Source organism: Streptosporangium sp. NPDC004631, assembly GCF_053601935.1.
In genome coordinates, this window is sequence record NZ_JBSGCR010000028.1 from 12,965 (window position 1) to 34,818 (window position 21,854).

The following is a 21,854-nucleotide window of genomic DNA, read 5'->3' on the forward strand; positions in this document are numbered from 1 at the left end:
TCAGCGCGTTCCGGGAGCGAACCTCAGGGTGAAGAACTGGTCGAGGAGGACCTTCTCGGCCGGAGTGACCGAGAAGGTGTCCTCCAGTTGGAAGCCATCCGGTTTGAGAAGCGACTGACCGTTGGAGTTGCTGTTGCCCATCGCGCACTCCTTTACGCCCGCTTGACTACCCGAAATGCCGGATATTACTGATCATTTCGACATAGGTAATGGATCTTGTCAAGGGGAGCGTGGGCGCCAGTCCCCCCGATCGAGATCCAGCGTCTCGGGAGTGTGCAGACGGACCATGATCCTGGCCACTCCCGGCGGGATACGGCCCGGGGTGAGCAGCGAGACCACCACCATCACCGCGAAGGCGACCGGCACCGACCAGGCGGCCGGCTGGGCCAGCAGTGCCCCGGTCAGGCCGGTGTGCGGGCCCCCGACGAGCGTCAGCAGCACCGCCCCGCAGGCCAGCCCGCCACCGGCGAGCAGCCCGGCCGTCGCGCCCGCGGACGTCAGCCGCCGCCACCAGATGCCCAGCACCAGCAGCGGGCAGAAGGAGGACGCCGCCACCGCGAAGGCCAGCCCCACCACGTCGGCGACCGGTAGCGCGCGGGCCAGGGCCGCCAGGCCCAGCGGCATGACCACGGCCACCACCGTCGCCGCCCGGAACGAGCGCACCCCGCCCCGGAGGATGTCCTGCCCGATGACCCCCGCGACCGAGACCGTCAGCCCCGAGGAGGTCGACAGGAACGCCGCGAAGGCCCCGGCCGTCACCAGCGCGGTCAGCAGGTCCCCCGCCACTCCCCCGAGCAGCCGCCCGGGCAGCGTCAGCACCACCGTGTCGCCGCCCCGCAGCCCGGGAAGGTAGATCCGGCCCAGCGTGCCGTAGACGGCCGGCATCAGGTAGAAGGCGCCCAGCAGCGACAGGACCACCAGCGTGGTACGGCGTGCGGCCCGGCCGTCGGGGTTGGTGTAGAAGCGGACCAGCACGTGTGGCAGCCCCATGGTGCCCAGGAACGTCGCCAGGATGAGCGAGTAGGTCGAGTAGAGGCCGTACTCCCTGCCGCCGGACAGCGGCAGCGCCCAGGTGGCCGTGTCCCCGGCGCTCAGCCCCGGCGCGCCGCCCGCCCGCCAGGCCGACAGCAGGAACACCAGCGGCACGGCCAGCGCGGTGAGCTTGAGCCAGTACTGGAACGCCTGCACGAACGTGATCGACCGCATGCCCCCGGACAGCACGTTCGCCGCCACCACGGCCGCCACCAGCAGCCCTCCGGCCCAGTCCGGCGCCCCGGTGATGGCGCGCAGCACCAGACCCGCGCTCTGGAACTGCGGCATCAGGTACAGCCAGCCGATCAGCACGACCAGCACACCGGCCGTCCGGCGCACGGCCATCGACTCCAGCCGCGCCTCGGCGAAGTCGGGAAGGGTGTAGGCGCCCGAGCGGCGCAGTGGCGCGGAGACCAGGACCAGCAGCACCAGATACCCACCGGTCCAGCCGACCGGCAGCCAGAGCATGTCCGCGCCGTGGACGAGAATCAGCCCGGCGATGCCCAGGAAGCTCGCCGCCGACAGGTACTCCCCGCCGATGGCCGAGGCGTTCCAGAGCGGGGAGACCGTGCGGGAGGCGACGTAGAAGTCGGAGGTGGTACGCGAAAGCCGGATGCCGAACGCGCCGATCAGCACGGTCGCCAGCATCACCAGCACGACCGCGGTCACGCCGTACGCGGTGCTCACCGCGCCCGCTCCACCAGCTCGGCGAAGTGGCGCTCGTTCCGCTCGGCCTGCCGCACGTAGAGCCAGGCTCCGGCGACGAACGCCGGGTAGATCAGACCGGCCAGCACCACCCAGGGCAGCGGGATCCCCAGCAGCCGGATCTCGCGCAGCCGGGGCACCAGCAGGAACAGCAGCGGAAGGCCGCCGACCACGCAGCCGAGCACCGTGCAGACGAACAGGGCCAGCCGGAACTGGGTGCGCACCAGCGAGCGCATGTAGACCTCGCCCAGCCGGGTCTGCTCGTCGATCTCCCGGGTCACCGGGTAGCGGGGGTGACGGGCCGCCGTGGTGCGGGGGCTGGTCACGACCTCGCGTCTCGGCCGCCCCGGCTCGGGGGACTCCGGTCCCCCGCTCATTCGGGCCGGCCCCTGCGCGCCCGGCGGACCAGCAGGTCACGCAGTTCGCGGGTGTGGCGCCGGCTCACCGGGATCTCGGTCTCGCCGATGCGGACCACGCAGCGGCCCGAGTCGATGTGCAACTCGTCGATGTGCCTGAGGGCGACCAGGTGACTGCGGTGCACCCGGACGAACCCCGCCGACGACCAGCGCTCCTCCAACGTGGCCAGCGAGATGCGGACCAGGTGGCTGCCGCCCGCGGTGTGCAGGCGCGCGTAGTCGCCCTGCGCCTCGACGTAGCGGACCTCGGAGCCGGCCACGAACCGGGTGACGCCGCCCAGCTCGACCGGGATGGTGCCGGGGTCGGTACGGCCGGCCCCGTCGCCCTCCGGCAGCTCGGCCGAGACGCACACCCGCCGGACGGCCTCGGCGAGCCGCTCCGGTCGTACCGGTTTGAGCAGGTAGTCCTCCGCCTTGATCTCGAAGGCGTCCACCGCGTGCTCCTCGTAGGCGGTCACGAACACCACCCGCGGCGGGCTGGCGAACTGCGACAGCAGCCTGCCGAGCACCACCCCGTCCAGGCCCCGCATCCGGATGTCGAGGAAGACCGCGTCGATCGGCCGCCTTTCGGCGATCGCCCGGTCCAGGACGCGCAGCGCCGCGGCCCCGTCCCTGGACAGGAAGACCTCGCCGATGCGGGGATCGTCCCGCAGCAGGTAGGCCAGATCCTCCAGGGCGGGAAGCTCATCGTCCACCGCCAGGACACGAAGGCCGTTCACGCTCACTCCTCCGGATCGGCGACGGCTGAATCCCTAGAGGGTGATGAATCAGATATCGCCTGTCAACAGTTCCAGAATCCCCGAATCCATCGGACTCCCCGGAAATCACCTTGGTTCCCCTGCCGATCCGGAACACCTCCCCGCAGCGTCCACCGAAGAACGGGGCCGAGAACGAGCCGGCCCCCTGGAGATCTCCCCCTCTTCCGCGCGCAGTGTCCGGCAGGGCAGGCCCGAGGGCGTGACCCGAGAGGGGGAAGGTCAGTGGGCGGAGACCCCGGGACGGTACTTCGGCAGGCGGACACTGACCCTGGTGCCCGCTCCCTCGCCGGTCTCGGCCACCAGGCCGTACTCGTCGCCGTAGACCTGGCGCAGCCGCTCGTCGACGTTGGCCAGGCCCACTCCCCCCGTCCCCGAGCGCTCGTCGGCGTCACCGGCCAGGATGCGGCGCAGCCGATCCGGGTCCATGCCGATGCCGTCGTCCTCGACGCTGATCCGGCACTCGGCCCCCGCGTCCTCCGCGACGATCGAGATGCGGCCGGCGCCGGGCTTGCTCTCCAGGCCGTGTCTCACCGCGTTCTCCACCAGCGGCTGCAGGCACAGAAACGGCACGGCCACCGCGAGCACCTCGGGGGCGATCCGCAGGGTCACCTGGAGCTGGTCGCCGAACCGGGCACGCTCCAGGGTGAGGTAGCGGTCGATGGAGCGCAGCTCCTCGGCCAGCGTGGTGAACTCCCCGTGCCGCCGGAAGGAGTAGCGGGTGAAGTCGGCGAAGTCCAGCAGCAGCTCACGGGAGCGGTTCGGGTCGGAGCGGACGAAGCTCGCGATGGTCGTCAGCGAGTTGTAGATGAAGTGCGGGGAGATCTGCGCGCGCAGCGCGCGGACCTCGGCCTCCATCAGCCGCGTCCGGGACCGGTCGAGCTCGGCCAGCTCCAGCTGCGAGTCCACCCAGTTGGCCACCTCGTGGGTGGCCCGGACCAGGCCGGCCGAGGCGTGCCCGCCGTAGGCGGCCAGCGAGCCGACCACCCGGCCGTCGGTGGTGAGCGGCACCACGACGGCGAACCTGATGGGGCACTCGGGGATCTCGCACGAGACGACCTCCGGGCCGAGGACCTGGGTACGGCCCCCGGCGAGGGTCTTGGCGGCGTACGCGAACGCCTCCCGGGCGTGGTGGTCGCCCTCACCGTCGTAGACCAGCAGCCGCTGCTCGTCGGTGATCGCCAGGGCGGGAGAGCCGAGCAGCGCGCGCAGATGCCGTGAGGCCCGCTGGGTGCCCGCCTCGGTCAGCCCCCCGCGCAGCGGCGGCGCGGCGAGGGAGGCGGTGTGCAGGGTCTCGAAGGTGGCGCGCTCGGCCGGGCTGCTGCCCAGGTCGCGCCTGCCGCGCAGCACGCGCCACAGCACCAGGGCCGGGACACCGACCAGGGTGACCAGCAGCAGCACGGCGACGAGGGGTTCCACGTCCCGGACCCTATCTGTGCGGGTTCGGCGGCGCCGGTGGGACAGGCATCACGCCGGGCCCACACCTGGCCCCCGGCTGCTCACAGGCCGCCCGCACCGGCCGGGATCGGCCCGGTGGCGTCAGGGCAGGCGTCCTCGCAGGAGGGCCTGGGTGACCTGAACCATCCGGATGGCCTGGAGCCCCATGGCCGCAGGTCGCGTCTCGCCGGGCGGGCCCTCACCGTTCTCCGGGGGGTGGCCGGCGCCGTGGAGGTTGCCCGTCTGGAACCGGACGGGGTCGGCGTAACCGGGGGGCACGATGACGCAGCCCCAGTGGTAGAAGGTGTTGTCCATCGCGGGGATCGTGCTCTCCTTTCCTCAGTGCGGCGTCGCGGCGACGTCGAGACCGACCGGTCCGGCACGGCCCCGTGTCCTTCCCGGCCCGCCCCCGCCGGCCCGCCCCGCGGAACGTGCCCGACCGTCTCCGAGGAAACCCCCTCCAACCTGCAAAGACTCCTTGATTCGGAGAATTTTCGGCTCCGGCGGCGCCGCTTACCGCGGACCGGCGGCTAGCATTCACGCTGATCGACTTCCCAAGATCCCGAGGAGAGGTTCCGTGGACCCGATTCCCTACCGCGAGTGGCGCATGGACGTCGTCGATCCCGGCTTCAGCGAGTGGCTGCGGTCGGGGTGCGAGCCCGAGTGGACGGCGGTGGTGACCCATCCGTTCGCGGCCTCGATCACCCGGGGCGACACCCCCGACGACGACATGCGCCGCTACCTGCTCCAGGACTTCCAGTTCGTCGACTCGTTCACCGCGCTGCTCGGCGCGGCCGTGGCGAGCGCCGACAACTTCGAGTCGCGGGTGCCGTTCAGCCGGTTCCTGGGCGAGACGGCCACGGCCGAGGAGAAGACCTACTTCCACCGCGCGCTCGCCGCCCTCGGCGCCACCCCCGCCGACGTGGCCTCCGCTCCGGCCGAGCCGGTCACGGCCGACTTCCGCGCCCTGATGGACGAGGCCAGGACCAGCCTGGACTACCCGGTCATCCTGGCGATCCTGTGCGTCGCGGAGTGGAGCTATCTCGGCTGGGCCGCCCTGGCCGAGGGGCCGCCGCCGGAGAGCTTCGTCCACCGCGAGTGGATCGAACTGCACGAGGGGCCGGCGTTCCGGGCCTGGGTGAGGTTCCTCCGCGGTGAGCTCGATCGCCTCGGCCCCGAGCTCACCGCCGCCGAACAGCTCCGCGTGTTCGGCTTCTTCCGCCGCGCCGTACAGCTGGAGCTGCGGTTCTTCGACATGGCGGCCGGTTCCTGACCGCCGGTGCCCCGGTGGGCGCCGCCCCGCGCGCCCGTCCCGGGCTCCGTCAGGGGTGCACCGTCGTGGTGACGGTCTTGGTGAAGCGGTAGTTGCAGAACCGTTCGCGTGACTCCCGACGGCTGTCGTGCCGGGCGAAATCCTGCTTGCTGAGCCCGTCGAAGCTGTCGAAGCCGAGCTTGGCGACCGCGGTTCCGGCGCCGTGGCGGGGAAGCCGGGCGGTGAGGACGATCCGCCCCTTGTGCGGGATCTCGCCGCCGGCGGCGCACCAGACGCCGTCGGGGTGCTTCCCGCAGGGGAAGGTGGCGACCCGCCTGCCCGCGGTGTCGAAGAGTGTGGCCTTGGCCGGGCCCCGGGCGCCCTTGGGGAACGTACCGCCCACCCAGAAGGAACCCCAGTAGGGGGCGAAGGACTCCATCCAGGTCATGGAGTAGTTCAGGGTGTAGGTGACGCGTCCGGCCCGGTGGACGTGGGGGGTGGCCTTGGCCGCCACCTTGATGCTGATCAGGGGGTCCCGCTGGCATTTCTTGGCGGTGCCGACGCAGGCGGCCTCAGCCGGGGCGATCGGGGACAGCGCGACTGCGACAAGGGCTAAACCTGCGGTGAGGCCGAGAGCACGGCGCATAAGATCTCCTTGGTGTTCTGCCGGAGAACGCTACTTCCGCCACGGCGTCTCCGTTCCGGATTTCGGAGGGACCAGGCCGGGCGGGCGGTTGGGGAAGAGTCGCGGAGCCGCGTCACGACGGCGGCGGAGGCGACCGGCGGGCGGTGGCCGTTGCTCATGCGCTGCCCGTCCTGAAGAGGTTGACGGATCCCGACATCGACCACAACGTACGGGCCGCCCGAACGGTTCAGCGGACGCGTCACCGAATGCGGCGGAGCGCTGGAAAGGGCCTCCTCGCGGGTGAGAACCGGCACGGGATGTTCCGGGCAGACGGAAAGGAGGGGGTCCGCCGCCCACCCGGAAGCGGCCAGATTACTCCGGCGCCCCGGAGGTCGGCGCGCCCGGCCGTACGGACGGGACCCGGGGCTCCGGAGGTGGCTCGACCGCCGTGCGGACGAGGTCCGGGGGGTTCAGGGGGTGGCTCGACCGCCGTGCGGACAAGGCCCGGGGCCTCGCGCCGCACGCCGGGAAAAGCCCGGCAGGAGGTTCGCGAGCGGGCCACGACGGGCGCCGCGCGGCACACCGGGAGAACACGGCGGCAGGCCGCCCCCGGAGACGGAGACGGCCTGCCGATCCGCGTGTATCCGCTTCTCCCCGGCCTACCTCCTCTTTCTCCCGCCCCTGCCCCTGCCGCGGCTCAGCGCGCGGAACACGACCAGCCCGAGCACGGCCGCCGCCGCGACGAGCGCGACGGGACGCTTGCCGGCCTCGGTCGTCACCCGCCCCGCCGCGTCCTTGATCTCGACGGGGGTGGCCTCCTTGACCCGCCCCACCATCTCGGTGGCGGTGGTGGCCGTAGCCGCCCGCACCCTGCGCAGTTCGTCGCCCACCTGGGTGGCCGTCTCCTGAACGCGGCCTTTGACGTCGGTCTTGTGCATCAGAGCCTCCACGGTGTCGCCCAGTTCACGACGGTCTCTCTCGATGTCCCGCCGTACGGATTCCTTACTCGTCCCGCTGTCCGCCCCGTCGGCGGCGCCGCCCGTCCCGGCCTGGCCCGACCCGGCAGGGTCCGGCCTGGCATCGGTCGCGGAAACGCCGGTCCTCCCGACGTCGCCGGTCCTGCGGGCCGCCCCGGCGGCCCCCGGCGCGGGGGCGGCCTCCGGGGCTCCGGTCCCCCCGGCCGTTCCCTCCGGCAGCCGGGGTGTCCCGTCGTGCCGGGACGGCGGCACGCCGGGGTGCGCGACGGACACGCCGTCCAGTTCCTTCGGCGGGAGGTTCAGCGACATCCGCTCGTCGGAGGGGATCGGCGTACCGACCTCCTCCCGGCGGGCTCCGACGGTTCCGGCATCCGGAATGTCGTGGTCGCCACTGCCCGGATCGTTCTCGGTCATCGGTGCGCCCTCTCCCTCACCGCGTCGATGTCGTGCTTGATGCTCTCGATGGTCCGCTCGGGAGCCGGTGGAGTGGCCTCGGCCACCTGACGCCTGCCGAGGAGGCCGAGAAGGGCGGCCACGGCCAGGAGCACCACGCCCACGATCACGGCGGCCACCCATCCGGGCACGGCCTGGGCCAGGAGCAGGATCACCGCGGCCACCAGGGAGCCGCCCCCGAACAGGGCCACGACGCCCGCCCCGCCGAACAGCCCCGCGCCGATCCCCGCGTGCCTGCCCTTCTCCGCCAGTTCCAGCTTGGCCAGGCGGAGTTCGTCCCCGACCAGGCGCGACACCTCCTCCGACAGCTGCCGGATCAGCTCGGCCGTGGACAGGGCGTCCTTGGAACCGTTGCTCATGGCATTCCTCCTCCCTCCAGGAGAAGGCGTCTACCCTCTCCCACCGTGGCAAACCTCCGCCCGGCGGCGATGGACCGTGACGTTGCCCGTCCTTTTCCCGGTCGGTACGGTCCGTTTCCCCGCGCCCCCGCTCCCGGCGCCCCTGATCTCCGCGCCACGGCCGCCCTCGTCGTGAGACCCTTGCCCCAGCTTCGGAACACGGCGAGGAAGGGCGGCGCGCTAGAAATGGCACAGATCGTCGGTGGCGGACGCCCGGTCAACGACGCCGAGCGGCGGGTCATCGCGCATCTGCGGGACAACTCCCCCGACGACTGGCTGTTGCTGCACAACATCGAGGTGCCGCGCGGCGACGACGCCTTCGAGGTCGATGTGATCGTCATGACCCGCCACTCGCTCTGCCTCATCGACGTCAAGGGCACGCGAGGCCGGATCGAGGTCGCCGGAACGCGCTGGTTCCCCGCGCGGCGGGACGCGTTCGGTTCCCCGGTGGCCAAGCTCCGCGGCAACGGGCGCGCGCTCAAGGGGCTGCTCACCCAGGAGCGGCGGGAGCTGGAGCGGGTGTACGTCGACAGCGTCGTCGTGCTGACCGGGCCCGGCACGGAGCTGGTCGACCCGGTCGGCCGTGACTCGCGGCACGTCACCGACCTGCCCGGGCTGATCGGCACGCTGAGCGACGTCTCACGTATCAGGCGCGGCTACACGCCGGACGCGACGCCGTACCGCACCGCGATCATCGAGGCGCTGAACGGCAGCGTGCGGCGGTCCACCGCGCCGCCGAGGTTCGGCAACTGGGAGGTGCGGGAGCAGCTGGGCGGGGACAACCGGACCACCGAGTACCGGGCGACCAGCGCGACGATCCCGGGGAGCGAGACGGTACTGCTCCGGGTGTACCGGGCCGATCCGCTGGCCGAGAAGGAGCCTCGGGCGGCCGAGCGGCGGCTGATCGCCAACGCCTACCAGTCCCTCACCCGGATCCCCCCGCACCCGTGTGTCGTGCGGTCCCGCGACTTCTTCGCGATCGACGACGAGAGCCGGTTCGTCCTGGTCCTCGACGACGTGCACGGCCAGGCGCTGCAGCTGCACCTGACCGCCTCCCGCAGGACACTGTCCACCGCCGCCAGGCTCGACGTGGTCGAGGACATGCTGCTGGGGCTCGCCCACGTCCACGCCAACAACGTCGTCCACCGGGCGCTCAGCCCGGCCCGCGTCCTGGTCACCGAGGACGGCCGGGCGATGCTGACCGGGTTCGACTACGCCAAGCCCGGTCCGCGCGCGCACACCGTGGCAGGCGAGCTGCCCAACGTGCTGGACGCCCACTACGTCGCCCCGGAGTGCCAGGCCAGGCCCGAGCGGATGACGGCCGCCGCCGACGTGTACGCGGCCGGAGTGATCGCCTTCCGGCTGCTCGCCGGTGAGCGGCCCCCGGCGGGAACCGGCGCCGAGACCGTCGTGGACGGCGTCCCGCCGGGGGTCGTGGAGGTGCTGCGGCGCATGCGCGACCACACGCCCGCCAGGCGGCCGAAGGCCGTGGAGGCCCTGGGCGACCTGCGACGGGCCCGCGAGGGGCTCACACCGGAGCGGGAGTCCCTCCTGCTCGACAGGGTCCGCAACCGGCTCCTTCGCTCACTCGGGCGGTAGGCCGGGACCTGCCGTCCGGAGGGGCGGCCCCCCTCCCCGGCCCGGCCAGCCCGGCGTGGGACGCTCCCGGCGGGGCGGCCCGGGGCCGCTCAGGAGTCGACGAAGTGGTCGGGGACCATCACCCGCAGGCCGTTGGGAACGGTTCGGATCGTGATGGGGGTCATCAGGCGGACCTCGCCGTCGACGTCCGCGGCCATCGGGGGGTCGGTCTCCAGGTAGATCTCCCTGCCGACGACGAAAGGGCCGCCCGCCAGACTGCGCCAGCGGCCGGAGGTGGCACGGACCAGGGTCTCCAGCAGGAGCCTGAGACGTTTGCCGGAGCCGAGCTGGTAGGCGACCAGCCTGCCGTTGTCGATGCTGATGTCCCTGGCCACCTGCCAGCCGCCGTGGAAGCGCCCGTTGGCGATGTTGAGCTGGTGGGTGAGCAGCTCGTGGCGGCGCCCGTCCGCCGTGATGAAGGCGCGGAACGGCCGGTGGCGGGGGAGGATCGTCAGGGCGGTGAGCGGGTAGGCCGCCCTCCCGAGAAGGCGCTTCAGCCAGGGCTTGACCTTGCCGGCCACCTCGACGGAGACGCCGAAGCTGGCCAGGTTGGCGAACTCCCTGTCACCGGCGACGCCCAGGTCGATGTCGGCGACCTTGCCGGTGCGGAACACCCGGATCGCGCCGGGCGGGTCCAGCGGAAGGCCGAGACTGCGGGCGAAGTTGTTGGTGGTGCCCAGCGGCAGCACGCCGAGTGCGACGTCACGGTGGGCGACGTGCTTGACGGCGGCGCTGAGGGTGCCGTCGCCGCCGCCCACCACGAGCAGGTCGGGTCCGGCGGCCAGGGCCTCGTCCAGCGTGGCGCGCAGCCGCCGGGGATCGACCACGGCGAAGGCGCGGATCGGCTCGAAGCCCTCGGCGCGGAGCGTGCTGATCACCTGGGGGTAGAGGCGACGGCCGCGGCGCGAACGCGTGTTGACCACCACGCAGATGCGGCGCTCGGTGCGGACGGCCTCGGTGTGCTCGGCCTTGCTGCGAAGCTCTCCCACGCTGCCCCTCTCCGGTCGGGCGCCCTCCCCGGGAAGGCGGGGAAGGCGGTGAACTCGTGCCGGGTGCCCTCCCGGGTGAGGCCGGGGGTTCTCCCGGTGAAATCGTAGGGCCCCGCCGTCGTCGACGGCGGGGCCCACTGCCGGTGATCCGGGGCTACTTCCTGGGCGGGGTCACGTGGACGATCGCGCCGAGGTTGCCCGGCAGCGGCATGAGCAGCTTGAACCTGACACCCAGGGCCTTGCCCTCGTCGCCGGGGTCGCCGGTGCCCAGGACGTTGCCGTTGCCCAGGTCGATCCCGTACATGTCGGTCGCCGGGCTGCCGTCGGCGTTGACGACACGGGTGCTGTACGGCTGGTCGCCCTTGGACGGGACGACCGCCGAGGCGTCGAAGTCACGGTAGAACAGGCTGCCGTCGCGGGATTCGAAGCCCGGGTACCAGGTCTTGGCGTCGGTGAACTCCGATACGGCGGGCAGCCCGCCGATCTTGGTGCAGTACTCGCTGTAGGGCTCGCCCGGCCCTTCGAAGCACTCGGTGAAGGGGTAGGTCCTGCCGAAGGAGAAGGCCGCGTTCGAGGTCTGCACGCGCCCCTGCATGTTCTTCAGGCGGGTGGGGTCCTTCTCCGCGGCCGTGCCGGTCCGCCGCAGCGGGTCGAAGTGGGAGTCGACCAGGAGCAGGCTGCCCTTGGAGCCGATGCTCGGCGGCAGTTCGAGGTTGTCGCCGAGGGTGTTGTTGGTGAAGGCCGAGTCGCGGTACCAGACGAGCATGCCGGGGGCGTTGTACTTGACCTTCTCCACCTTCCAGGCGCCGTCGCGCGAGTAGTTGGAGGTGTAGGCGTACTGCAGGCCCTTGTCGAAGCCGTCGAGGTTGCGCCACTCGGCGAGGTAGAACCGGGAGACCTCGCGGGAGCCGTCGTTGACGATCCAGCCCTGGCCGTGGGTGTTGGTGAACGTGCCGCCGCTCGTCGACCAGCCGTTGGCGCCGCCCTCGACGTCGTCGCTCCAGACGGTCTGGGTGCCGTTGGTGAGCGCGAAGTCGTCGGTGTGCCAGCTGCGCGGGGTGAAGGCCGCGTCGGTGTTGTAGGTCAGCCGGAGCTTGACGGTCCTGCCGGCGAACGAGGTGAGGTCGACGTAGTCGTGCCGCCATCCCGCGGTGCCGCCGGTGAGGCCGTACTTCCTGTCGCCGAACTTGGAGAGGCTCTTGTTGGGGTCGGGGTAGGCGTCGCCGGTCGAGACCAGGGCACCGCCCTCGGTGTAGACCTTCTGCTGGGTCCAGGTGGCGCCGCCGTCGGCGGAGACCTCGACGAAGCCGAAGTCCCAGTCCTGCTCGATCTCGTAGTTGTTCCAGAGCCAGAACCTCACGTCGGTCCCGGCGGGCACCTGGATCTCGCGGGCGAGCTTGACGTCGGCCCACTCCTGGTCGTGGTTGGACCACCACATCTTGGTGCCGCTGTGCGGATCGATCATCTTCAGCGGCGTGCCGGCCACGTTCACCCGGACGCCGTCCTCGGTGTGCCTGGGCGTGCGCGAGGACTGGCCGACGGTCACCGCGCGGGCGCGGTCACCGGGGTTGAAGACCTTGGGGTTGGCCCAGCCGAGGATCCACTTGTCCCACAGGCCCATGTGGGTCGGCATCGACTGGAAGAGGGGGCCGCTGTGGGAGCCGCTGGACATCAGGTCCCAGAAGTCGACGGCCGAGGAGGCGGCGCCCGTGGTGTCGTAGAGGTCGGGCAGGCCGAGGTCGTGGCCGTACTCGTGGGCGAACACGCCGACGCCGGAGTCCTCCGGCTGGACGATGTAGTTGGAGATCTTCACGCCGGTGCCGGGGACCTTGTAGCCGCCGGCCACCGCGCTGGAGTGCGCCCAGATCGCGTAGGGCCCCTCGGCGCCGCCGTCGGAGGACTTGTCCTTGCCGGCGTGGACCAGCACCAGGTGGTCGACCACGCCGTCGGGCTCGGCGAAGTCGCCGTCACCGTCGGCGTCGGCGACGTCCTCGACGTCGTAGTCGGCCCAGGGGAAGTGCGGGTCGGCGGCGGCCAGGGCGTTCACCGCGTCGACGGCGAGCTGGCCGGGGCCGAGCGGGTTGGCCGGGTGGCCGCTCATGTCCTGCACCTCCTTGCCGCAGGCGCGCGCGCCGTAGTAGGCCTCGGAGTGCGGGACCTTGGTCCACGGGCTGGCCTGGCCGGTGACCGTGTAGGCGCCCTTGGAAAGCTCCTCGTACATGTTCTTCATCGTGTATTTGGAGATGTCGACGCCCTTGCGGCCGTCCCGGGGATCGGTCAGGTCCGGGCGGACGCGCTGGGTGATGCCCTCCGCGCTGTAAAGCATCTTGTTGAAGTGGCCGGGGCTGAAGTCGGGCACCCAGAAGCTGTTGTTGTCCTTGCGGGACAGGGACGCCGGGTTGGGGATCCTGTTGTGCAGGGGGCCGTTGAGCAGCGTGCCGGGCGGCTCGACGACGCACGCGGCCGGGTCCTCACTTCTGGAGTCGGCGGGGCGCTTGAAGCCGGAGAAGTCGTCGTCGGCCTTGTCGTTGAACTCCACCAGCAGCGTGAGCAGTTTGGCCTTCTTGGCGGTCTTGGCCTTCTTGAACAGGAGGTCCGCCGGGTTGAGACCCGTCCTGATCGCCTCGGCCTCGCGAGCGGCCAGCACCCGGGCGGCGACCGGGTTACCCTCGGAGTACTTCTGGGCGATCTTCTTGGAAGGGCTGATCCTCCGCGCTCCGGAGGTGGGGGCGGCCGGGTCGCCCACCTCCGGCTCGTCCCTCGGCGGCGCGTAGTTGATGTAGTAGTCGGCCGCGGTCGGTTCGTACCGCGCGACCGAGTCGCCGGCCTCCGCCGACGCACCGCCCGCCGCCAGTCCCGCAGCGGCCAGGCCGAGCACGGGCACTATCGCGAGCAGGCGCCTTCTGGCGCCCCTGCCTCTGCTGGACAACGCATACCCTCCCTGCCCGGGTTCGCCGGGCGCGGACGTTCCCGGCGCGCCGGATGCACGCGCCGAGCGGGACGTTAGACGAGAAGGTAAAGCAGCAGTAAAGTCATCAGATGATGTTGTGAAACCGTAATCAGTCACAACTTGTCAGGAAATCGTGATGATTTTCACTGCAATTCCCCTGAAAGGCTTTTCACGGCAGGTCAGCGAGGTGAAGGGGCGGCGTCCGGCGTCCCGGAGGCGATCTCCGGGACGGGAGGCGGCCGAGCACGCGGCGCGGGCGGCGGAGTGCGCGCTCCCGGCCGGCGGAGTGGACCCCGGCTCCGGACAGCGCGCGGCCGGGCACCCGGTGACGGGTACCCGGCCTGAAACGACGGGTCACGGGGATTACAGGGCTCCGGCCCTGGACGCCCGCGCCGGGCGCGCGGCGCCGGGGACGAGGCGGGGGACGACCGTTTACCTCATCGAAACCCTTTGAGCGGGGGGACCGCCGCCTTCAGGCGCGGGGAGGAGGCCGATGCCTGTCAGGTCTCCTCGGCGGGGGCCGCCGGGCCGATCCGGCGTGGCGGCGCCTCAAGCCGGGGGTAGTGCAGGTCGAACGCCGGGCGCTCGGACCGGATGCGCGGCAGCGAGGTGAAGTTGTGCCGCGGCGGCGGGCAGGACGTCGCCCACTCCAGGGAGTTGCCGAACCCCCAGGGATCGTCCACGGTCACCCTCGGCGCGTGGCGGGCGGTCCACCAGACGTTGTAGAGGAACGGCAGCGTGGAGACGCCGAGCACGAAGGAACCGATCGAGGAGAACAGGTTCAGGCCGGTGAAGCCGTCGATCGCGCTGTAGTCGGCGTAGCGGCGCGGCATGCCCTCGACGCCGAGCCAGTGGTGCACCAGGAACGTGGCGTGGAAGCCGATGAACAGCAGCCAGAAGTGGACCTTCCCCCAGCCTTCGTGCAGCATCCTGCCGGTCATCTTCGGCCACCAGAAGTAGAAGCCCGCGAACATGGCGAAGACCACGGTGCCGAAGACGACGTAGTGGAAGTGGGCCACCACGAAGTAGGAGTCGGTGACGTGGAAGTCCAGCGGCGGCGAGGCCAGGATGACGCCGGTCAGCCCGCCGAACAGGAAGGTGACCAGGAAGCCGACGGCGAACAGCATCGGCGACTCGAACGTCAGGTGCCCGCGCCACATCGTGCCGACCCAGTTGAAGAACTTCACCCCGGTGGGGATGGCGATGAGGAACGACATGAACGAGAAGAACGGCAGCAGCACGTGGCCGGTGGCGAACATGTGGTGCGCCCACACGGTGATCGACAGACCGGCGATCGCGATGGTGGCGCCGACCAGGCCGATGTAGCCGAAGATCGGTTTGCGGCTGAAGACCGGGATGACCTCGGTGACGATGCCGAAGAACGGCAGGGCGATGATGTACACCTCGGGATGGCCGAAGAACCAGAACAGGTGCTGCCAGAGCAGCGATCCGCCGGTCCGCGCGGCGTAGATGTGCGTGCCGAGCTTGCGGTCGGCCTCCAGGGCCAGCAGCGCGGCGGCGAGCACCGGGAAGGCGATCAGCACGAGCAGGCCGGTCAGCAGGACGTTCCAGGTGAACAGCGGCATGCGGAACATCGTCATACCGGGCGCGCGCATGCAGATGATCGTGGTGATGAAGTTGACCGAGCCGAGGATCGTCCCGAGGCCGGACATCACCAGCCCCATGATCCACAGGTCCCCGCCCATCTGCGGGGAGAAGCCGGCGGACAGCGGCGAGTATCCCGTCCAGCCGAAGTCTGCGGCGCCCCCGGTGGTGAAGAGGCCGGTGAGCACGATGAGCCCGCCGAACAGGAACAGCCAGTAACTCACCATGTTCAGCCGGGGGAACGCCACGTCCGGCGCGCCGATCTGCAGCGGCATGATCACATTGGCGAACCCGGCGAACAGCGGCGTGGCGAACAGCAGCAGCATCAGGGTGCCGTGCAGGGTGAAGAGCGCGTTGTACTGGTGGTTGTTGACGTACTGGAGTCCCGGCTGGGCCAGCTCCGCCCGGATGATCAAGGCCATGACCCCGGCGAGCAGGAAGAACAGGAAGGAGGTGATCATGTACAGGTAGCCGATGACCTTGTGGTCCGTCGTGGTCAGCCACGACGCCAGCTTCGCTCCCCTACGGCCGGGCCTGGCCACAGGTCGCTGTCGCACAGTCGTCACAGCCCGCTCCCTCCGGTTGGGCGGCAGCCGTACACACCGAGCACTCCCCTGGGGGCCGCCGTGTCAACTCCCTTGGTAGGACCCTCACCCGCCCGCGCCCGGTGTAATCAGGTCATGGGGCGTTCTTGCGCGAAGTTTCACCTCGCTGTCGCCAAGCGGGAGGCTCCTCGTCCCCGAGCCCGGAGACTTCCGCCGCGCGGGCCCGGTCACCCGAAACCGCGGGCGCGGTGACGGCCCCCAGGGGAAGGCCGGTACGGACCGGCCACCCGAGAGGAGGCCGTACAGTCCCCTTGTGACCGTTATTTCCGACCTTGTCGCTGCGCTCACCTCGGAGAAGGTGCTGACGGACCCCGACGTGACCGACTCCTACGCCCGGGACCGGACCTTCCTCGAACCGGGCAGGCCGCTCGCCGTCGTACTGGCCGAGACCAGGGACGACGTGGTCGCCACGCTCAGGTGGGCCACCGGGCACCGGGTACCCGTGGTGCCGAGAGGGGCCGGGACGGGACTGGCCGGCGGGGCGACGTCGGTGGAGGGTGGCGTCGTCCTGGCACTGCACCGGATGAGCGCGATCAGAGAGCTCTCCCCCGCCGACGAGATCGCGGTGGTCGAGCCCGGCGTGATCACGGCGGACCTGGACCGGGCGGCCCGCGAGCACGGGCTGATGTACGCGCCCGACCCCTCCTCCTACGAGATCTCCACGATCGGCGGCAACCTGGCGACCAACGCGGGCGGGCTGCGGTGCGTGAAGTACGGCGTGACCCGCGACTCGACGCTGGGCCTGGAGGTCGTGCTGGCGGACGGACGGGTGATGAACACCGGCCGGCGCACGATGAAGGGGGTGACGGGCTACGACCTGACCGGGCTGTTCGTGGGCTCGGAGGGGACGCTCGGGGTGATCACGGCTGCCACCGTACGGCTGCACCGGGCGCCCTCGGTCTATCCGGCGACGGTCGCGGCCGAGTTCACCTCCCTCGGGGACGCCGCCGCGGCGGCGTCGGCCGTCATCGCCGCCGGGTGCCGTCCTTCGCTGCTGGAGATGCTCGACCGGACCACGCTCAAGGCCATCGACGACTGGCGGAACATCGGGCTGGAGGACTCCACCCGGGCGATGCTGATCGCGCAGTCGGACGCGGCGGACGGCCCGGCGGTGGCGGAGCGCATGGCGGAGCTGTGCACGGCGAACGGTTCGCCCTTCGTGGCGGTGTCGTCGTCCGCGCAGGAGGCCGAGGAGCTGATCGGGGTCAGGCGGATGGCCTACCAGGCGATGGAGCGGCTCGGCAAGTGCCTGGTGGAGGATGTCTGCGTGCCGCGTTCCGCGCTGCCGTACATGATCGAGAAGATCGAGGCCGTCGCGGCCCGGCACGACGTGCTGATCGCCACGGCCGCGCACGCCGGCGACGGCAACCTGCACCCCGTCTTCATCTTCGACCACGGCCTGGCCGAGCCGCCGCCGAGCGTGTGGACGGCGGCGGACGAGGTCTTCAGGGAGGCCCTGGAGATGGGCGGAACGCTGACCGGCGAGCACGGTGTCGGGCTGCTGAAGCGGCGCTGGCTCTCGCTGGAGGCGGGGCCGGTCACCGAGGAGATCCAGCGCGGGATCAAGCGGGTCTTCGACCCGCTCGGCATCCTCAACCCCGGCAAGGCCATCTGATCCGCGAGCCGTCCCGGCCCCTCCAGGCCCGGTCGGGCACACCCGGACGGCCCGTGGGGCGCCGGAGGACGGATCCGCTGAGCTCATCCGTACCACCGCCCACGCTGGTAGCGTTCTGCAACACATAACCCAATTTGTAGGTTTTGTCGGGGGTCATTGTGGTGCAGCCGCTCGCCGCGGAGGATCCTCCGCGGCTCGGGACGTTCGAGCTGATCGGCCGGCTCGGCGCGGGGGGACAGGGGGTCGTCTACCTCGGCCGGGGGCCGACGGGTGAGCAGGTCGCGGTCAAACTCCTGCACCACGGGCTGGCGTCCGACCCCGAGGCGCGGACGCGGTTCCTGCGGGAGGTGTCGGTCGCCCAGCGGGTGGCCCGTTTCTGTACCGCCTCCGTGCTCCACACCGACCTCGCGGGCAGCCGGCCGTACATCGTGAGCGAGTACGTACCCGGCCCGTCCCTGCGCCAGCTGGTCGACCGCGAGGGCCCGCGGCACGGCGCCGCGCTGGAGCGGCTCGCCGTCAGCACGGCCACCGCCCTGTCGGCGATCCACCGGGCCGGGATCCTGCATCGGGATTTCAAACCGGCCAACGTGCTGATGGGCCCCGAGGGCCCGGTGGTGATCGACTTCGGTATCGCCAGGGCACTGGACTCCCCCGGGACGACCTCGACCGGGACGGCGATGGGGACGCCGTCCTATCTCGCCCCCGAGCAGCTCGGCGCGGGCGAGGTGACGGCCGCGGCCGACGTGTTCGCCTGGGGTGTCACCATGGTCTTCGCCGCGACCGGGACACCGGCGTTCGGCGCCGACTCCATCCCCGTGGTGATGAACCGGATCCTGACCGTGGAGCCCGATCTGAGCCGGTTGGAGGGGCAGCTGCGCCACCTGGTCGCCGCGTCCCTGTCCAAGGACCCGTCGCTGCGCCCCACCGCGGAGCAGCTCGTCAACCACCTGATGGGGGCGACGATCCCCTCCCCGCTCCGGAGGCGGGCCCCGGCGCCCGGCGCCCAGCCCGCTCCCCGGTCCTCCGCCGAACCTCCCACCGGACCCGCTGGGCCGGTCCAGGTCTCGCCGGAGTCCGGGCGGAGGACGCGGCGGCCGGTCGGCCCGCTGCTCGCGGCGGCGGCGGGCGTGGTCGCGCTCGGCGTGGCCGCGGGAGCCGTGGTGATCCTCCAGGGTGGCGAGGTCTCCAGCGCGCGGGCCGCGCCGTCGGTCTCTCCGCCACAGGCGGCCGAGAGACCGAGGCCGCTCACCCCCGGCACGCCGACCCCGGCGCGGGAGTCTCCCCGGCCGAGCCCAGGCGGTCCGGACAGCCCGGACGGGAGGGCCACCGCGCCCGCCGTCCGCGACACCGGCGCCCCGGTGTCCCGGCGGACGGCCGCCCCGTCCCCGGCGCCCACCCACGCCCCCACCAAGAGGGCGAGCGGAGACCCGAGCGGGTCTCCGGAGCCGAGCCGGGGGACTCCGGAGACGCGGGTGCCGGTCGAGCCGTCCGCCACCGTGAAGCCCACCGTCAAACCCACGGCCAGACCGACGCTCACACCCACCGTCAAACCCACGACCGCGCCCACCGTGAAGCCCACCGTCAAACCGACGGTGAAGCCAACGGTGAAACCGACGACCGCGCCACCGAAGCCCAACCCCTACACCGCGGCCGGCGTCTGCGGCTCGGGCTACAAGGTGATCGACTCCAGGGCCCTCGGTGGCGGCACCGCGACCGTCTACCTGCTCTACAGCTCCGCCGCGGGCAAGAACTGCGTCGTCACCATGTCCAGGTACGTGATCCCCGGAAAGATCAAGATGAATGCGACGCTCCAGGTCCAGGGCGGCCCGTCGGGCGGCAATCCGGGCAGTTTCACCGTTTACGCCGGCCCGGTACGGCTCGCCGCCGCCAAGAGGTGCGTGATCTGGGGCGGCTCGCACGGCACCCTGTCGTGGAAGAGCGGCTGGAGCCACTGCGGCTGAGCACGGACGCCCCGGGCTCCCCGCCGGCCCCCGCGCCGGGTACCGTGCTGTGCGTCGAGGCGGGAGCCGTACCGGCCGTGATCAAGGAGATTCGATGAGCAGCGACGTGGGCTGGCCGGTGGAGCGCCTGGTGCGCCGGGAGGTCTCCGCCGGGGTCGCGACGATCACCCTGGACTCCCCGCGCAACCGTAACGCGCTGTCCGTACGGCTTCTGGGCGATCTGGAGGACCGGCTCAACTGGGCGCTGGCCGACGAGAGGGTACGGGTGATCGTGCTCACCGGGACCGGACCGGTGTTCTGCGCCGGCGCGGACCTCAAGGAGCAGCGGGTCGAGCCGGGCAACGCCCACGAGGCGCCGGTCACCGCCTCCTTCCCGGGGATCATGAGTCTCATCTGGGAGAGCCCCAAGCCGGTCGTCTGCCGGTTGAACGGCACCGCGCGCGCCGGAGGACTGGGCCTGGTGGCGGCGTGCGACTTCGCGATCGCGCCGGACTCGGCGTCGTTCGCGTTCACCGAGGTACGGCTGGGCGTGGTCCCCGCGATGATCTCGGTGACCGTGCTGCGGCGGCTCGACCCCCGGGCCGCGGCCGAGTACCTGCTCACCGGGGAGGTCTTCGACGCCGCCCGCGCGCAGGAGATCGGCCTGCTCACCCGGGCCGTGCCTCAGGAGAACCTGGACGGCACGGTCGCCCACTACACCGACATGCTGCTGCGCGGCGGCCCCGAGGCGCTGGCGCTCACCAAGCAGCTCGTGCGGACCGTGCCCGCCCTGCCGATGGAGGAGGGGATGCGCCGGATGGCCGAGCTGTCGGCCCAGCGTTTCACCTCGGCCGAGGGGCAGGAGGGCATCGCCGCCTTCACGCAGAAAAGGCCGGCCTCCTGGGTCCCGGGGCCGGAAGGGTCCTGACGCCGCGGCGGGGGGAGTCCGGCCTGCCGGGGCCCGCCCGCCCCGGTCGGGCCCCGACCGGACCTCGACGACGGGTCGGTCACACCTCGCCGGTCATGATCTCGGGCACTCAAGCCCCTCCGGCGCAGCGAACATCCGGTTCATCCGCCGCCTGAGCGCAATGAAGGTGGTCCAGCTATCGAAACCTTCCCGTAACCTTTCAAACTCTAGGATTGCCGACAATTGCACGAAGATGCTGGATCGGGGAAGGAAATACTCATGCGTCTGCGATTTCTCGGCTCCACCTCGGAGGCGGGCGCCTGCCCCTCTCTCTACGAGACCGACCGCGGCACCATCGTCGTCCAGGGGCTTCAGGTCACCGACGCCGACGCACTGTCCGATCTCCGCCACGTTCTGGCCGGTGAGGCGGTGATCGAGGTTCCCCGCGAGCTTATCTCCGACATCGCGCGCCACGTTCTTTCGTAAATATTGATCACGATTGGGGAGTCCTCTATGGTGGGACCCGCTCCCCGATCTACCCTCATGCGCACCATGCGGAAGATGAAGTGAGCGCGCGGAACAGGCGAGCCGGCAGCGGCGGGGGCGCTGTGCCCCGACTGCCGGCGGAGGAGATCGGGTGAGCGAGTTCCAGCAGGTCCGGACGGAGCTGGGTATCCAGCTCCGCCAGCTGCGCGAGGCCGCGCAGCTGTCCGGCAAGGAGTTGGCCGAGCGGTTGAGGTGGCAGCCCTCCAAGGTCTCCCGGATCGAGAACGCGCGTCAGACCGCCACCGAGGACGACATCACCCTCTGGGGGCGGGTGGTGGAGGCCACCCCCGAGGTCGTCGAGGAGCTGGTCGAACAGGCAGCCGGCCTGCTGGAGCGCCAGGACTCCTGGCGCCAGCGGCACCGCAGCGGTCTGGCCGCGCTCCAGGAGGACATACGCGACCTGGAGGGGCGGACCACGATGTTCCGGGTGTTCGAACCAGGCGTGATCATCGGCCTGCTGCAGACCACCGAGTACGCCCGGAGCATCTTCACCCGGATCAAACGCCTCTACAACGCGCCCGACGAGATCGACACCGCCATCCGGGTGCGCATGCAGCGCCAGGAGATCCTCTACGACCAGGGGCGGAGGTTCCGCTTCATCCTGCCCGAGGCCGCGCTGCGCTACCGGCTGGCACCGCAGGAGGTGATGTGCGGCCAGCTGGACCGGCTGCTCGCCGTGACCACGCTCCCGAACGTGGAGTTCGGGGTGATCCCCTTCGAGAGCCCGCTCCCGTCCGCGCTGCTCAACGGCTTCTGGATCTACGACGGGGATCAGGTGGCGGTGCCCACCAGGACCCGGGACCTGGTCCTGCGCGATCCGGAGGACGTCGCCTTCTACGAGCGGACCTTCGAGGAGTTCCAGGACGTGGCGTGTTTCCGGGAGGAGGCCAGGGCGGTGATCGTGCGGGTCCTTGAGGACTTCGCGAAACAATCAGCGGATTAGTCTTCGCAATTGCTTGATTAACCTCCCAAGATCGTGCAATTCTCTGTCGAGACGGAGGTGACGCAC

Annotated in this window: 19 protein-coding genes; 7 read left to right on the plus strand and 12 right to left on the minus strand. The window is 71.2% G+C overall.

Annotated features, from left to right (window positions below):
• From ACWEF2_RS24345 to ACWEF2_RS24370, 6 genes are all read right to left on the minus strand, one after another.
• Positions 1-141 (minus strand): hypothetical protein, encoded by a 141-nt coding sequence (locus ACWEF2_RS24345; RefSeq protein WP_453818666.1) that lies wholly within the window; start codon positions 139-141, stop codon positions 1-3.
• A gap of 78 nt (positions 142-219) precedes the next feature.
• Positions 220-1,719, minus strand: coding sequence for a sodium/solute symporter (locus ACWEF2_RS24350; RefSeq protein ID WP_453818667.1), 1,500 nt, complete (start codon positions 1,717-1,719; stop codon positions 220-222).
• Positions 1,716-2,114 carry a hypothetical protein gene (locus tag ACWEF2_RS24355; protein WP_453818668.1) on the minus strand — a complete coding sequence of 133 codons (399 nt, stop codon included), beginning with the start codon at positions 2,112-2,114 and terminating at the stop codon, positions 1,716-1,718. The genes ACWEF2_RS24350 and ACWEF2_RS24355 overlap by 4 nt, the downstream gene beginning before the upstream one ends.
• Positions 2,111-2,872, minus strand: a complete 762-nt coding sequence (locus ACWEF2_RS24360; RefSeq protein ID WP_355600160.1) for a LytR/AlgR family response regulator transcription factor — start codon at positions 2,870-2,872, stop codon at positions 2,111-2,113. The genes ACWEF2_RS24355 and ACWEF2_RS24360 overlap by 4 nt, the downstream gene beginning before the upstream one ends.
• A gap of 258 nt (positions 2,873-3,130) precedes the next feature.
• Entirely contained in the window at positions 3,131-4,327 is a 1,197-nt protein-coding gene (locus tag ACWEF2_RS24365; RefSeq protein WP_453818669.1) for a sensor histidine kinase, read from the minus strand.
• A 120-nt stretch (positions 4,328-4,447) separates the two neighbouring features.
• Entirely contained in the window at positions 4,448-4,660 is a 213-nt protein-coding gene (locus tag ACWEF2_RS24370) for a hypothetical protein (RefSeq protein ID WP_453818670.1), read from the minus strand.
• Between the two features lie 262 nt (positions 4,661-4,922).
• Between ACWEF2_RS24370 and ACWEF2_RS24375 the strand changes: the two genes are divergently transcribed.
• Positions 4,923-5,618: a TenA family protein gene (locus tag ACWEF2_RS24375; RefSeq protein ID WP_453818671.1), complete on the plus strand. Its 696-nt coding sequence runs from the start codon at positions 4,923-4,925 to the stop codon at positions 5,616-5,618.
• Positions 5,619-5,667: 49 nt separating this feature from the next.
• Here the strand turns inward: ACWEF2_RS24375 and ACWEF2_RS24380 are convergent, their stop codons facing one another.
• The 3 genes from ACWEF2_RS24380 to ACWEF2_RS24390 form a co-directional block, all read right to left on the minus strand.
• Complete coding sequence (locus ACWEF2_RS24380) at positions 5,668-6,243, minus strand: hypothetical protein (protein WP_453818672.1); 576 nt, start codon at positions 6,241-6,243, stop codon at positions 5,668-5,670.
• Between the two features lie 638 nt (positions 6,244-6,881).
• Positions 6,882-7,613, minus strand: coding sequence for a DUF3618 domain-containing protein (locus ACWEF2_RS24385; protein ID WP_453818673.1), 732 nt, complete (start codon positions 7,611-7,613; stop codon positions 6,882-6,884).
• A complete protein-coding gene (locus ACWEF2_RS24390) occupies positions 7,610-8,011 on the minus strand; it encodes a phage holin family protein (RefSeq protein WP_453818674.1) in 402 nt (133 codons plus the stop codon). Before ACWEF2_RS24390 ends, ACWEF2_RS24385 begins: the two co-directional genes overlap by 4 nt.
• A 225-nt stretch (positions 8,012-8,236) precedes the next feature.
• Between ACWEF2_RS24390 and mads6 the strand changes: the two genes are divergently transcribed.
• Positions 8,237-9,649 carry a methylation-associated defense system protein kinase MAD6 gene (gene mads6 / locus ACWEF2_RS24395; RefSeq protein WP_453818675.1) on the plus strand — a complete coding sequence of 471 codons (1,413 nt, stop codon included), beginning with the start codon at positions 8,237-8,239 and terminating at the stop codon, positions 9,647-9,649.
• 89 nt (positions 9,650-9,738) lie between these two features.
• On the opposite strand, the gene ACWEF2_RS24400 is transcribed toward mads6, so the two are convergent.
• The 3 genes from ACWEF2_RS24400 to ctaD all read right to left on the minus strand — a co-directional run bounded on the left by ACWEF2_RS24400 (position 9,739) and on the right by ctaD (position 15,798).
• A complete protein-coding gene (locus ACWEF2_RS24400; protein ID WP_453818676.1) occupies positions 9,739-10,677 on the minus strand; it encodes a diacylglycerol/lipid kinase family protein in 939 nt (312 codons plus the stop codon).
• Positions 10,678-10,831: 154 nt separating this feature from the next.
• Positions 10,832-13,606, minus strand: coding sequence for an immune inhibitor A domain-containing protein (locus ACWEF2_RS24405; RefSeq protein WP_453818677.1), 2,775 nt, complete (start codon positions 13,604-13,606; stop codon positions 10,832-10,834).
• A gap of 521 nt (positions 13,607-14,127) precedes the next feature.
• On the minus strand, positions 14,128-15,798 hold the full coding sequence (gene ctaD / locus ACWEF2_RS24410) for an aa3-type cytochrome oxidase subunit I (RefSeq protein WP_453818678.1): 1,671 nt from the start codon (positions 15,796-15,798) through the stop codon (positions 14,128-14,130).
• Between the two features lie 292 nt (positions 15,799-16,090).
• Between ctaD and ACWEF2_RS24415 the strand changes: the two genes are divergently transcribed.
• The 5 genes from ACWEF2_RS24415 to ACWEF2_RS24435 all read left to right on the plus strand — a co-directional run bounded on the left by ACWEF2_RS24415 (position 16,091) and on the right by ACWEF2_RS24435 (position 21,788).
• Entirely contained in the window at positions 16,091-17,452 is a 1,362-nt protein-coding gene (locus tag ACWEF2_RS24415) for an FAD-binding oxidoreductase (RefSeq protein ID WP_453818679.1), read from the plus strand.
• A 158-nt stretch (positions 17,453-17,610) separates the two neighbouring features.
• Positions 17,611-19,413: a protein kinase domain-containing protein gene (locus tag ACWEF2_RS24420; RefSeq protein ID WP_453818680.1), complete on the plus strand. Its 1,803-nt coding sequence runs from the start codon at positions 17,611-17,613 to the stop codon at positions 19,411-19,413.
• A gap of 94 nt (positions 19,414-19,507) precedes the next feature.
• Complete coding sequence (locus ACWEF2_RS24425) at positions 19,508-20,320, plus strand: enoyl-CoA hydratase-related protein (protein WP_453818681.1); 813 nt, start codon at positions 19,508-19,510, stop codon at positions 20,318-20,320.
• A 258-nt stretch (positions 20,321-20,578) separates the two neighbouring features.
• On the plus strand, positions 20,579-20,785 hold the full coding sequence (locus ACWEF2_RS24430; RefSeq protein ID WP_355600069.1) for a hypothetical protein: 207 nt from the start codon (positions 20,579-20,581) through the stop codon (positions 20,783-20,785).
• A gap of 151 nt (positions 20,786-20,936) precedes the next feature.
• Positions 20,937-21,788 (plus strand): helix-turn-helix domain-containing protein, encoded by an 852-nt coding sequence (locus ACWEF2_RS24435; RefSeq protein ID WP_453818682.1) that lies wholly within the window; start codon positions 20,937-20,939, stop codon positions 21,786-21,788.
• Positions 21,789-21,854: the final 66 nt, after the last annotated feature.